The following is a 12,076-nucleotide window of genomic DNA, read 5'->3' as shown; positions in this document are numbered from 1 at the left end:
TTAGAAGCGTCCGGCGAGCCGGGCCGTGCCGGCGAAGGCGCCGTAGCGGTCGGCGAATTCTGCGTCGGCCTGCAGGCGGAACGACCACACTCGGTCGAGTTCGAAATTCGCCATCACGCGCGCGATGCCCATGTCGCTCGGCATCGACGCACCCGAGACCGCGAAGGTCGAACCCGGCAGAGACTGGAACCATGCCGAGACCGATCCGGTCGTCTGATACTCGTGCGCCCAGGCCAGGCGCGCCATCAGTCTGGCCCGTGACCCCAGAACATTGCCGAGCGCGGCATCGGCATCGATGCCGATCTCCGAACGCAGCGACGGCGTCGAGTTGGCATTGAAGCAGAGCGCCGCACCGTTCCCTGCTTGCGAGGCTTCGCAGAAGCCCGGCATGTTCACGACCTGGCTTTGGCCTGCGATGAACGGCGTCACGCCGTAATCGCCGAACGCCAGGCGGTAGCCCATCTCGGCCCGCCCCGACCAGCTCGTGGCCGTATAGTTCGCCGTCAGCGAATCGGCCAGATAGGACACCGAGCGCTGCGTGCTGACGCCGTGCAGGCCCCAGGCGCCGGCCGCCGCAAAATAGAGCGGACCGAATGCCGTACGGCCGTAGATGCCAGCCTGGAAGGCGTTGGTCCGGCCGTTGCCCAGGCCACCGCCCAGGAACCAATTCGACGTGCCGCTCGCGACGGCCACCCCCAGCACGCCCTGATCGAAGGTCCAGTCGGCGCCTGCCGCGAGGCCCTGCACCGAGGTCTGGACCGATGACGAGCCGTTGTTCGCCGTACCACCCAGCCAGCCATAGCCGCCGAACCCGGCCACCCAACCGCGCAACCGGCGTGGCTCCGCGTTCGCCTCGGTTGCAGTCAGCGACGCGTACTGGGCGGTCTGCTGTTGTGGGCCGGTGCTGCCACCGCTCGCCAGGAGGGTGTTGAGGAATTGGTTGCTGAAGGCGAAGGTCGAGACCTGAACGCCCGATTGCGCCTCGCCCGAAAGCGTATTCAAAGACGACGCAAGCGTGGCACCGCTCTGGCCGAAGAGTGCCGACAATCCGCTGGGCAGGCTGCTGCCGGCGTTGAAGCCATTGTTGATGGCGCCGGCAACGGCGCTCTGGTTGGCGGTGAGCGTGGTGCCCATGCCCAGCACGGCCGTGAGGTTCAACTGCACATCGGTGGGGCTATACGCCAGAGAAGCGATGAATCCGTCAGGCAGGCCAACCGTGGCGAAGGCGCCAAAGGTGCCGGAACGGCCGCCGGCCGCCGACAACAGCGTATAGCCACGCGGCGAGTAGTTTCCCGGCATGAAGGCGGCCAGCGCTGTCCCTTGAAGGCTAGCCGTGCCGGCTACATTCGTGCGGTCGGCCGCACTGGGTGAAACTTCGACAGCATAGGTCGCACCCGGCGCGAAGGAGAGATTGCCTGCCACGTTTATCGTGCCGATGGAATTGCCGGGCGCCAGCACGCCGCCGCTGCTGATCGTGGTCGTGCCGACCGTGCCCGTGCCGCCCAGCATGCCGCCAACCGTCACCGGCGAAACGATCGAGCCATTCACCACCAGCATCGCGCCGGCTTCGATAGTGGTTGGGCCGGAATAGGTACTGGCCCCGGTCAGGATGATGCGGCCGCCGCTTTCGCTGTTACCGATGGTGATCTGGCCCGACGTCCCCGGCGAGGCATCCGACAAAACACCCGTCAGCAAGGCGCTGTTGCCGCGCTGGTCCAGGCGATTGCCGGCCGAGCCGTCGAGCGTGAAGTTCTGGCCGTAGACTTGGCCTGCCGTGTCGACCTGCAATGTGCCGCCCGTAAAGGCGGGAATGACGGACGTGCCGACGTTGCTGATGAAATAGGTCTGCCCGGCAGCGATGGTGGATACCGGCATGATGCTGGCTTCGCTCGCAGGCCCATAGGTTCCGGAGCCGGCATAGGGGTGCAGCACCATGATGCCGCTGCTGGCATCGCCGGTGATCTGTCCCGACAAGCTGTTCGGCACGCCGTCGCTCAACAGGCTGAAGAGCACGTTGCCCTCGGGCGTCATCGAGCCCAGGACCGTGAAGTTGCCCACCGTGCTGCCCTGCGGTGCCGCTCCCAGCCCCCAGTAGTAGCCGTTGGAATAGTTGGTGATCTTGAACGTGCCGGGCGTCGACGTGCCGAACAGCGTTGAGCTGGACAGCTGCCAGGTCGTGCCGGCCGTCCAGCGCCATTGCGGCGAGGTGATATCGGCGGTCACCACCTGCGTCGGCGACGGCGGCGTGAACACCGCGGGATTGTAGGGCGTCATGTACGCCCAGTGGGTCACCAGAAGACTGGACCCGGTGATCATCTGCATTTCCATTAGGGGAACGCCCGCGATCTCACGCATCTGACCGATGCCGATGGTGGTCGGCGCAGTGTCGGACGAGAACGAGATCACGATCTGGCCGCCGGACGTCACCAGCCCCTGCATGGCCGTGATGTTGTTGGTCGTGATGCCGTTCATATAGAAACTGGCCTGGCTCTGGCCCGTGAAGACGCCGTTCGTGGCGGTGCCAAGCGCCCATAGGGTCTGGTCACCGATCGGCGTTGGCGGCGGAGTGGTGAAGCTCTGGTTGCTAGAGGCGTAGGCAATCAGGCCGGGAACCGGGACGTACCAGTTGGAATTCGTCAGAAGCGCGTCCCATCGCGAATCCTGAGGGAATGCGGCCATCGGCGCTCCCCACAGGCCCGCCAACAAGAGAAGCGCAATTCGTTTCCGTCCCTGTACTTTTCGACTATGCGGAAACTTACTCTTATTAGTTTTATTAGAAATCACTTGATCAACTTCACTCGTGGCGCAAGAATGAAACTACAGAGTCTCTGAGGGTTGGTCATGCGTTTTTTGCCGCACATCTCGCTTGTTGGTTTGTCGATGTTTTCAAGCGCCGCGTGGGCAGATCAAGCCGCAGCCACTGCCTGCTCAGCCAAGCTCTCCAAGGATGGCCAGCTCATCTACAGCAAGGCCGCACCGAATGTGACACCGAAGACCGATATCAAGGACGCCGTCGTCAGCGTCGCCCGCCCCATGGTGATGAACGGTTCGATGTCGCGCGATGCCGCCCGCGCTGCAGGAGAAGCCGCCGGCGAATGCCTCAAGCTGCTGAAGTAGACGGCAGCTTCGATACGATTAGCGTTTGAACCGGAAATTCTCGTTTGCCTTGGCCGCCGAAATTTCCTGATCGACGCATCCCGACAAGAGAGAGTACGATCCGCCGCCTCCGAATGTAGCGACCTGGTCGCAATGGTTTTGCATGGCCGTCGGCAGGGTATCCCATACCGGCTTGAGCCTGTTGTAGGCCGACTGCTCCATGTTCAAGCATCCGTTCAGGAGCGATTGCGATGGCGAGCCGCCGAAGGCCGCGACGGCCTCGCAATGCCCCTTGACGTCATAGATCGGCATGTCCGCTCGAGCAGGTGCCGCTACTACGAAAACGGCCAAGGCCGTCGCAATTATTCTCATAACTCCCCCCACTTCGTTACGAGAGCCTACTTTTAAGACCGATACAATCCCTTCGCTTCGGCAAGACTGACGGAGATCGCTTCGATGGCGTCGAGCGTCGGCGTGTCGACGCCGGCGCTGCGGGCAAAGGCGATGGGCGCGCGCACGATTGCTTCGATTTCCATCGGCCGGCCGAGCTCGTAATCCTGCAGGATCGATGGCCGATGGTCGGGATAGACGCGCTTCGCGCCGTAGCGTGTTTCCGGATCGTCGTCGAGCTCCACGCCATGGGCGGCGGCGACGGCCAAGGCTTCGGTGTGGGCGCGCCGCACCACGCGGTTCAGCAACGGCGTCGCCAGGATCGGAATCGCCTGCCCCAGGATCATGCACATGGTCGATCCGGTGAGGTTCGCCATCAGCTTGTGCCAGATATCGTAGCGAATATCCGTCGTCGCCGGCGAGGAGATGCCGGCCGCCGCTAATGCGGCGCGCAGAGCTTCGATGCGGGGTGTTTGCCGGTCGTCGATCTCGCCAACCCACAGCACGTTGCGCTCGGGCGAGATGTTGTGCACCACGCCGGGCTCGATCACGTGGTTGGACGTCGTGATGACCCCGCCCAACGCACGATCGAAGCCCACCGCCTTGGTCAGCGCGCCATCGGGATCGAGTCGCGCCAGGTCCGGCGCCTTCGGGCGCTCCTTGCCGAGGCCGCGCCCATACCACCAGGGGATGCCGTTCTGCGCAAAGACCACCGGCGTGCCAGCACCCAGCAACGGCGCCACGTTGGCCGCAAGGTCGCCGAGGCTCGACGCCTTGAGCGTCGAGATCACGACATCCTGCTGTCCGAGATCGGCCGGCCGGTCGCTGGCACGAACCTCGGCCACGATCTTCTTGTCGCCCGAGAGGAGCGTGAGGCCGCGGGCTCGGATCGCTTCGAGATGAGTGCCGCGCGCGACGATGGAGACGTCATTGCCGGCCGCCGAGAGGCGCGCCGCGAAGTTGCCGCCGATGGCGCCGGCGCCGTAGACGCAGATCCGCATGGCTATTGCCGTGTGTCCGCCAATCTCAGCGACTCGAGGAAACGTTTGGCGCCCGCCCGCGCCTTGTCGTCGGCCTTGGCCGTGACCAGCAGACGATAGAGCCTGTCCTTCACGATGTAGGTCCTCATCATCACCGCCGCACCCTCGGCGTCTGCGATGTCGAGGGCATAGCCATCCCACCCCTGCAGGGTGATCTGCTCGTCGAGGATGTACTTGAACTTGTCGCGGGGAAACGCCTTCTCGGCCTCGCCACGGCCGAGATCGCGCGCCATCACCTTCGTGTCCTTGTCGGAGAACCAGCCCGGCTGATAGTCGACGAAGTCGAAATCGAACATCTCGCCATCGTGCTTGGACGCCCAGGCGATACGCTCCGATGCGTGCCCCTTCTCCTTCTCGCCGGCGAGAGTCTTCTCGACCGGCGGCGGCATCTCGAAACGAAAGCGCAGGTCGGGTCCGACCACAGTCTGCCATTGCTCAGCCGGCGGCGATGTCTGCGCGCGGGCGGCAAGCGGAGCCGACACCAGCGCCAGAACGGCAGAGCGACGCGTCAGAGACTTACTCATACCGGCGGAACCAGTTCTTCGCGGCCCGACCAGTCCCAGGCAAGGCCCGTGCGCGAGATTCCGAGGAGCAGACCGTGCAGCTCCTTGGGATGCACCCAACCGCCGTCGGGATCGGTCGCCGGATCGGAGCCACGCGGCGTGTAGCGCGCACCCGCATCGAGCAGGCGCTGGCGCACGTTCAACCAATCGTGGACCTCGACGTAACACATGTAGAGCGAGTCGCCATGTTTGTGGGCGAACCGGCCCATGGCATGCACGTTGTCCGTCACCTGGCTGAGTTCGATGCGGTCCAGGCGATTTGGCGGATCGAACAGAGTGAGCGTTCCAATGTAGCCGAACCGCTCGCTGCCGATCTCGCTGAAGCGCGAGGGATCGAGACCGAACAGACCGGCATAGACGGCGGCGACGCGGCGCCAGTCGCTGATCAGCGTATTGGTCGTTTCATAGAGAAAGGACACCGGCCCGACACGCGGCCTGTAGGTGCTCTCGGAAATCACGATCGGCAGGCCGAACGTCGTCTCGGGCGAGAGGTAAAGCTGCTCGGCGTCGCGGTCGTAGGGAATACCCAGGCCTTCCCAGCGCTTCACCATGCTGTCGAGGTCGGCCGTGCAGTAGCCCGCCGTCATCAACCCCTCGCCGCGCTTGGCCAGGAAATCCTGCGTAAGCCCCGCACCATCCGCCTCACACAACTCGAACTCGCTCTCGCCGACCGCGAGGATCGTGCGGCGCGCCGAGAGATGGCGGCTATGGTCGTGGCGGACGACCTGGCTGCCGAGAAGTTGGTTGAAGCGCTGCGCCGCTTTGGCGGCGTCATGCACAGCGATTTGAACGCGATCACAACGGTCGAGCATGGCTCGACCTTACCTCAGTAGGCGTACTCGCGGAACAGTGCTGCGAAGGATCCTTTCCATTCGCCCTGCCACTTGGCGAGCAGTTCGTCGGCCGGCGCCTGGCCACTCGCCACCGCCCGATCGAGCGGCGCGAGATAGACGGTTTCGTCGTTGCCGGACGCATCGAGCCGTTTGCGTGCCCTGAGACCGGCATGGGCAATCTCGACGACGTCCCGTGCCAGCTCCGACAGGATCCTGCCGCGGAACATCGTGGCGAGGCCAGTCTTGGGCGTTTCGGCACGCAGGTAATCGTGATCGGCGACGCTCCAGTCCTTCACCAGATCCCAAGCGGCATCGAGCGTGCTTTGATCGTAGAGCAGACCGACCCACAGAGCCGGCAGCGCATCGAGTGCCGGCAGCGGACCGGAATCGGCGCCGCGCATTTCGAGATAGCGCTTCAGCCGCACCTCGGGGAATGCCGTCGTGACGTGATCGGCCCAGTCGTTGATGGTCGGCTTCTCGCCGGGCCGAGCCGGCAACTTGCCCTTGAGGAAGTCGCGGAAGCTCTGCCCCGAGGCGTCGATATACTTTCCGTCGCGATAGACGAAGTACATCGGCACATCGAGCATGTAGTCGGCGTAACGCTCGAAGCCGAACCCGTTCTCGAACACGAAGGGCAGCATGCCGCAGCGGTCGGGATCGGTGTCGGTCCAGATGTGGCTGCGATAGCTCTTGAAGCCCGCGTCCTTGCCCTCCTTGAAAGGCGAGTTGGCAAACAGCGCCGTGGCGATCGGCTGCAAGGCGAGCGACACACGGAACTTCTTCACCATGTCGGCTTCGGAATCGAAGTCGAGATTGGTCTGCACCGTACAGGTGCGCAGCATCATGTCGAGGCCGAGCTTGCCCTTCTTGGGCATGTACTCGCGCATGATCTTGTAGCGGCCCTTGGGCATCCAGTGCATGTCCTCGCGCCTCCATTCGGGCGCGAAGCCGAGACCTATGAAGGAGGCGCCGATCTCGCCGGCGACCTGCTTCACCTCGTCGATGTGCTGGGCGTTCTCGGCGGCCGTCTCGTGCAGGGTCTCGAGCGGTGCACCGGAGAGCTCGAACTGGCCGCCCGGTTCGAGAGTGATACTGGCCTTGCCGCGCAGCAGGGCAATCGGGTTGTTGCCTTCGACAACCGGCTCCCAGCCGAAGCGACGAAGCCCTTCGAGCATGGCGCGAATGCCGTCCGGCCCATCGTAGGCGAGCGGCTTCAGCGTCTTCGTATGATAGCCAAATTTCTCATGCTCGGTACCCATGCGCCAGTTGGCGCGAGGTTTGTTGCCAGCAGCAAAATATTCGATGAGCTGCCGCCGATCCTCGATCAGCGTGCCGCCGCCCGACGGAGGTGCGGACATTCTTTCTCTTCTCCCTGAGCGCCCCGCCGCCTTCTAAGCGCTGGGAGCGGCGCAGTCGCATGAACAATTCTCACGCGAGCCTGCGTCTGGTTTATCTTGTTCAAGTCCCCGTCTCCCACACCGCCGGGGGCCTGCGCAAGCGCTCAGACGGTAACCTTTGATGTGCGATAATCGGTAGCCAGACGCGGCGTCGGACGCCGCCAGTCACCGACCAGGGCCTGCCAGCAGGCAAGTGCCGCCAGCGCCGCCGTATCGGCTCGCAGGATGCGCGGGCCGAGCCCGACCGACACAACATCCCTTATGCGACGCATCGCCCCAAGCTCGGATTCGGCAAAACCGCCCTCGGGCCCGATGAGGATCGCCCAGGGCGCGGCGCGCGCCGCATCGTCGAGCTGGCCCAGCACATCGCCGATCGGCGGACCGCCGCCGGTCTCGTCGCACATCAGTAGGCGGCGACCGGCCGGCCAGGCATCGAGCAGACGTCCGAGGTCGATCGGCTCGCGCACCTCCGGCACGCTCAGGCGCTCGGTCTGCTCCGCCGCTTCGATGGCGTTGGCGCGCAACCGCGCGACGTTGACGCGCTCCACGGCCGTATGGCGGGTCACGACCGGCTGCAGAACGGAGACGCCGAGCTCGGTGGCCTTCTCGGCGATGAAGTCGATACGCGCCCGCTTGACCGGCGCGAAGCAGAGCCAGACATCGGGCTCGGACTCCTGCGCACGAGTCAGGTCTCCGATCTCCGCGACGGCCGCCTTCTTGCCGCGGGCCGCGAGCGTGCCGCGCCATTCGCCGTCGCGGCCGTTGAACAGCAGCAGCGGCGCGCCATCGGGCCGGCGCAGGACGTGGCGGAGATAGTGGACCTGCGCTTCCTCAAGCGGCACTTCGATTCCGCTCGACAGATCGGCCTCGACAAAGAGACGTGCTGCGCTCATCGGCTCATGGTGTTCCAAGTTGCATGACTGCATGATGCCGCCATGACCGCCGACCGGACAACCGGCTTCACCGACATCAATCGTCAACATTGGACCCTGCGCTATCTGCCGCCGTGGGCGCGCCCCTATGGAAGGCTGTCGCGCTGGGACCGGCCGATCGGGATCTGGTTGCTGCTGTTTCCCTGCTGGTGGTCGCTGGCGCTGGCGGCGGCGCCGAACTGGGGACGACTTGCGGGCCTGATGGCGCTGTTTGCGCTGGGGGCCCTTGCTATGCGCGGCATGGGCTGCACCTGGAACGATATCCTCGACCGCAAGGTCGATGCCGGTGTCGAGCGTACACGAGGGCGACCCCTGCCCTCGGGTGAATTGAAGCTGCACCACGCTTTGATCTGGATGGGCCTGCAAGGCCTCGTCGGCGCAGCCGTGCTCTTCAAGCTGAACAAGTTCGCCGGCGGCGTCGCGCTCTGCTCCCTGCTCCTGGTCGCAATCTATCCGGCAATGAAGCAGATCACCTCCTGGCCGCAGGTCGTGCTGGGATTTGCCTTCAATTGGGGCGCGCTGGTGGGTTACGCCGCCGTCACCGAAACCCTCTCCTGGGCGACCGTCGCGCTCTACTTCGGCGGTGTCGCCTGGACCATGGTCTACGACACGATCTACGCCATGCAGGATCAGCGCGACGACGCGATCGTCGGCGTGCGCTCGACGGCGCGTCGTTTTGCCAATGCCCCGCGACGCTGGCTCACCCTGTTTGCGGTCCTGGCGATCGGCCTCTGGACCCTGACGGGCGTGCTCGGCGCCCTGGGTCCGGGCTATTTCATATTGCTCGCCGGCGTCGCGGCGCACTTCTTCTGGCAGATCGCCTTCGTCAGGCCGGGCGATCCGGCGGACTGCCTGATGCGCTTCAAGTCCAATGCCCAGGTCGGCTGGCTACTGCTCCTCGCGCTGGTCGTCGATCATCTCTATTAAGGCTGATGCCGCGCCTGCCCGCCGACCCTCAAGGGTTCATCCGCACCAACACCGCGCTCGAAGCTCCCGCCATGGTGCCGGAGTTCAAGCTGTGGCTCGCCAGCGAATATGTGCCGATCTGGCAGGCCACGGAAGCCTGGCTGGATGAGCAGAATATCGACCCGCCCTACTGGGCCTTCTGCTGGCCGGGCGGTCAGGCCGTGGCCCGCTACCTGCTCGACAATCCGCAGCTCGTCGCCGGCAAGCGCGTCGTCGACTTCGCCGCAGGGTCGGGCGTCTCTTCGATGGCTGCCGCGAAAGCGGGCGCCGCGAGCGTGATCGCCAACGACATCGACGAGCTGTCCCTGATCGCCGCTCGCCTCAATGCCGAGGCCAACGGCCTTGCCGTCGATACCAGCAGCACGGACTGGCTGGCCGGGCCCGACGGAGACCCTGAGACCGACGTGGTGATCGCGGGCGACGTCTGTTACGAGCGCGAGATGTCGGTTCGGGCGCTAGCCTGGTTGCGCAGCCATGCGGCCAGGGGTCGGCTGGTGCTGTTGGGCGATCCAGGCCGGAACTATTTCAGCGCCCAGGGCCTCGTGGAGTGCGCAAGGTATGAAATTCCGACCTCGTTGCAGCTCGAAAACCGCGGCATGCGCGAAACCGTCGTCTGGCGGGTACTGCCTCATCCCTAGGCAGCCGCTATAATTCCTTAACTGTTCTTTCACAGAGAACTTGGGTTACATGGCTTCAATGCCCTCCAAGCCCCCAAAGTCAAAGATAAAGCCGGCCGATTTTGCGACCCTCTACGAAGGGTTCACGGCGCCCGTCTCGCGGTTCGACTGCGGACGAAAGTGCGCCCCGCTGAACGGCGGAGAGCCGGTTTGTTGCTCTACTGAGAATGCCGTGCCGGTGGTCCACAAGGTCGAGTTCGACCTGCTGAAAACCCGCACCGACCTCTGGTCCAAGTTCAAGCCCTACGACTATGCGACCCGGCAGATCGTGGCCGAACTCACCGACGATTGCATGGCCATCCATTGCAAGGGCGCGCGGTTCTGCGAACGGGACAACCGCACGATCGCCTGCCGCGGCTTCCCCTTCTATCCCTACCTGACGCGCCAGAAGGAATTCATCGGTATCGGCACGTACTGGGTGTTCGAGGATCGTTGCTGGATGATGTCCAACCTCGAGATTGTCGACCGCAAGTTCGTCGAGGAGTTCATCGCCACCTACGAGGCGCTGTTCATCAAGGACCATAGCGAGTTCACGACCTACGTCGATTTCTCGGCCTCGGCGCGGCGCGTCTATTCCCGCTGGAAGCGCGAGATTCCCATCCTCGGCCGTCAGGGCGAGCTGCTGGTCGTGACGCCGTCGACCGGCGAGGTCCGCCCCGGCCGCAAGAAGGATTTCCCCAAGACCGCCCCCTTCTCCTCGGAGAAGGAGTATCGTGAGGCCGTGAAGGAAGCCGGCGGCGAGGTTCCCAAGGAAGGGTTGCGCGCCGCCTGATCAGGGTTGCCGTGCCGTTCGTCAGTCGCCGTCGTCTCGCCTGGGGTCTGCTGCTGCTGTCGCCGGCAATGTTCGCCGTCAACATGTTGATGGCGCGCTATGCGACCTTCGTACCGCCGAATGCCCTGGCTTTGGGACGATGGCTGGGCGTCGCCCTTCTCCTCCTGCCCTTTGTCTGGCCGCGTCTGGTTCGGCACCGCCATGCGCTCGGCCGCGAATGGCCCGATCTGCTGCTGCTGGGCGCGCTCGGCATGTGGGTCTGCGGTGCCTGGGTCTATATCGGAGGTCGTACGACGCCTGCCCTCAACATCGGCCTGATCTACGCCGCCTCGCCGATCCTGGTCGTCGCACTGGGCCGGCTGCTCCATCGCGAACGGCTGACGGCGGGGCGCCTGGCCGGGATCGCGCTCTGCCTCGCTGGGGTCGCCGCCGTCTTCGCCAAGGGTCGGATCGACAATCTTTTCTCGGTGCAATTCACCGAAGGCGATCTCTGGATCGCCGCCGCTTCGACCTGCTGGGGCCTCTACTCCGTGCTCCTGAAACACCGGCCGAGCGCACTCGATCCGCTGACGAGACTGTGCGCCATCGCCGTCGCGGGCTCGCTGGTCCTGCTGCCCTTCACCGTCGGCGAGGCCATGCTGTGGAGCGGGCCGGACTTTTCGGACTGGCGTACCTGGACGTGCTGGATCGTGCTCGCGATCATTCCCGGGGTCGGCGCCTACGGCGCCTTCTCCTTCTGCATTCGCGAGCTGGGCCCATCGGTGACCAGCGTGTCGATGTACCTTGGCCCGCTCTATGTCGGCATCCTCGCCTGGGTCACGCTTGGCGAAGCGCCGCAATGGTACCATCTAGTGGGAACGGCCCTCGTCTTGCCCGGCCTGTTCCTGGCCACGCGTCCTCCCGCCAAAGGAGCCTGAGATGTTTCGTGCGATTCTCGCCTTGCTCGCCCTGCTGCTGGCATTTCCGGCGGCCGCAGAAGAAATCGGCGCCGTGGGCTATCGCTTCAAGTGGCTGGGCCCCAACGACAAGATCGTGGTCGAGGCTTTCGACGATCCCGATATCGCCGGCATCACCTGTTACATCTCGCGCGCGCGCACCGGCGGTATCAAGGGCGCCTTCGGTCTGGCCGAGGATCCGCCCTACGCGTCGATCTCCTGTCATCAGGTAGGCCCTGTCGACGGCCTGCAGGCCGAGAAATTCAAAAGGCCGCACGAGGTGTTCAGCGAACGCGCTTCGCTGATTTTCAAGACCACGCAGGTCGTACGTTTCTACGATCCCAAGCGCCGTGCGCTGATCTATCTCACCTACACGGACCGCGTGATCGAAGGCAGCCCGCAGAATTCGATCAGCGTCGTGCCGATTGGCTTGAAGTAAGAGGAGTGAAGTAGGCTGGATTGAAGCAAGTGGGAT

At 64.5% G+C, this 12,076-nt stretch carries 13 protein-coding genes; 6 read left to right on the top strand and 7 right to left on the bottom strand.

Annotated features, from left to right (window positions below; all coding sequences use genetic code 11):
* Nucleotides 1–2,679 (bottom strand): autotransporter outer membrane beta-barrel domain-containing protein, encoded by a 2,679-nt coding sequence (locus tag BN60_RS28505; RefSeq protein ID WP_020694470.1) that lies wholly within the window; start codon nt 2,677–2,679, stop codon nt 1–3.
* Between the two features lie 162 nt (nt 2,680–2,841).
* Between BN60_RS28505 and BN60_RS02835 the strand changes: the two genes are divergently transcribed.
* A complete protein-coding gene (locus BN60_RS02835) occupies nt 2,842–3,117 on the top strand; it encodes a hypothetical protein (protein WP_020694469.1) in 276 nt (91 codons plus the stop codon).
* Nucleotides 3,118–3,135: 18 nt separating this feature from the next.
* On the opposite strand, the gene BN60_RS02830 is transcribed toward BN60_RS02835, so the two are convergent.
* The 6 genes from BN60_RS02830 to BN60_RS02805 all read right to left on the bottom strand — a co-directional run bounded on the left by BN60_RS02830 (nt 3,136) and on the right by BN60_RS02805 (nt 8,212).
* A complete protein-coding gene (locus tag BN60_RS02830; RefSeq protein WP_020694468.1) occupies nt 3,136–3,408 on the bottom strand; it encodes a hypothetical protein in 273 nt (90 codons plus the stop codon).
* A gap of 92 nt (nt 3,409–3,500) precedes the next feature.
* A complete protein-coding gene (locus BN60_RS02825; RefSeq protein ID WP_020694467.1) occupies nt 3,501–4,487 on the bottom strand; it encodes a ketopantoate reductase family protein in 987 nt (328 codons plus the stop codon).
* A 2-nt stretch (nt 4,488–4,489) separates the two neighbouring features.
* A complete protein-coding gene (locus BN60_RS02820; RefSeq protein ID WP_020694466.1) occupies nt 4,490–5,050 on the bottom strand; it encodes a hypothetical protein in 561 nt (186 codons plus the stop codon).
* Entirely contained in the window at nt 5,047–5,901 is an 855-nt protein-coding gene (locus BN60_RS02815) for a VOC family protein (RefSeq protein ID WP_020694465.1), read from the bottom strand. Before BN60_RS02815 ends, BN60_RS02820 begins: the two co-directional genes overlap by 4 nt.
* Before the next feature lie 14 nt (nt 5,902–5,915).
* Entirely contained in the window at nt 5,916–7,280 is a 1,365-nt protein-coding gene (locus BN60_RS02810; RefSeq protein WP_020694464.1) for a glutamate--cysteine ligase, read from the bottom strand.
* A 143-nt stretch (nt 7,281–7,423) separates the two neighbouring features.
* On the bottom strand, nt 7,424–8,212 hold the full coding sequence (locus BN60_RS02805) for a 16S rRNA (uracil(1498)-N(3))-methyltransferase (RefSeq protein WP_020694463.1): 789 nt from the start codon (nt 8,210–8,212) through the stop codon (nt 7,424–7,426).
* A gap of 42 nt (nt 8,213–8,254) precedes the next feature.
* Here BN60_RS02805 and ubiA point away from each other — a divergent pair, with 42 nt between their 5' ends.
* The 5 genes from ubiA (at nt 8,255) to BN60_RS02780 (ending at nt 12,040) form a co-directional block, all read left to right on the top strand.
* Complete coding sequence (ubiA, locus tag BN60_RS02800) at nt 8,255–9,178, top strand: 4-hydroxybenzoate octaprenyltransferase (protein ID WP_020694462.1); 924 nt, start codon at nt 8,255–8,257, stop codon at nt 9,176–9,178.
* A 5-nt stretch (nt 9,179–9,183) separates the two neighbouring features.
* Nucleotides 9,184–9,855: a class I SAM-dependent methyltransferase gene (locus BN60_RS02795; protein WP_020694461.1), complete on the top strand. Its 672-nt coding sequence runs from the start codon at nt 9,184–9,186 to the stop codon at nt 9,853–9,855.
* A 211-nt stretch (nt 9,856–10,066) separates the two neighbouring features.
* On the top strand, nt 10,067–10,666 hold the full coding sequence (locus tag BN60_RS02790) for a hypothetical protein (RefSeq protein ID WP_020694460.1): 600 nt from the start codon (nt 10,067–10,069) through the stop codon (nt 10,664–10,666).
* Nucleotides 10,667–10,677: 11 nt separating this feature from the next.
* Nucleotides 10,678–11,583 (top strand): DMT family transporter, encoded by a 906-nt coding sequence (locus BN60_RS02785; protein ID WP_020694459.1) that lies wholly within the window; start codon nt 10,678–10,680, stop codon nt 11,581–11,583.
* Between the two features lies 1 nt (nt 11,584).
* Entirely contained in the window at nt 11,585–12,040 is a 456-nt protein-coding gene (locus BN60_RS02780) for a CreA family protein (RefSeq protein WP_020694458.1), read from the top strand.
* Nucleotides 12,041–12,076: the final 36 nt, after the last annotated feature.

Origin of the sequence: Reyranella massiliensis 521 (assembly GCF_000312425.1) — a bacterium.
Classification (GTDB): Bacteria; Pseudomonadota; Alphaproteobacteria; order Reyranellales; family Reyranellaceae; genus Reyranella; species Reyranella massiliensis.
This window is presented reverse-complemented; position numbering and strand designations above follow the sequence as displayed.

Coding starts and splice junctions, on each gene's coding strand:
- BN60_RS02780 (WP_020694458.1), top strand. CDS start 11,585: ATGTTTCGTGCGATTCTCGCCTTGCTCGCCCTGCTGCTGGCATTTCCG.
- BN60_RS02815 (WP_020694465.1), bottom strand. CDS start 5,901: ATGCTCGACCGTTGTGATCGCGTTCAAATCGCTGTGCATGACGCCGCC.
- BN60_RS02830 (WP_020694468.1), bottom strand. CDS start 3,408: ATGCCGATCTATGACGTCAAGGGGCATTGCGAGGCCGTCGCGGCCTTC.
- BN60_RS28505 (WP_020694470.1), bottom strand. CDS start 2,679: ATGGCCGCATTCCCTCAGGATTCGCGATGGGACGCGCTTCTGACGAAT.
- BN60_RS02825 (WP_020694467.1), bottom strand. CDS start 4,487: ATGCGGATCTGCGTCTACGGCGCCGGCGCCATCGGCGGCAACTTCGCG.
- BN60_RS02835 (WP_020694469.1), top strand. CDS start 2,842: ATGCGTTTTTTGCCGCACATCTCGCTTGTTGGTTTGTCGATGTTTTCA.
- BN60_RS02810 (WP_020694464.1), bottom strand. CDS start 7,280: ATGTCCGCACCTCCGTCGGGCGGCGGCACGCTGATCGAGGATCGGCGG.
- BN60_RS02795 (WP_020694461.1), top strand. CDS start 9,184: ATGCCGCGCCTGCCCGCCGACCCTCAAGGGTTCATCCGCACCAACACC.
- ubiA (WP_020694462.1), top strand. CDS start 8,255: ATGACCGCCGACCGGACAACCGGCTTCACCGACATCAATCGTCAACAT.
- BN60_RS02820 (WP_020694466.1), bottom strand. CDS start 5,050: ATGAGTAAGTCTCTGACGCGTCGCTCTGCCGTTCTGGCGCTGGTGTCG.
- BN60_RS02805 (WP_020694463.1), bottom strand. CDS start 8,212: ATGAGCGCAGCACGTCTCTTTGTCGAGGCCGATCTGTCGAGCGGAATC.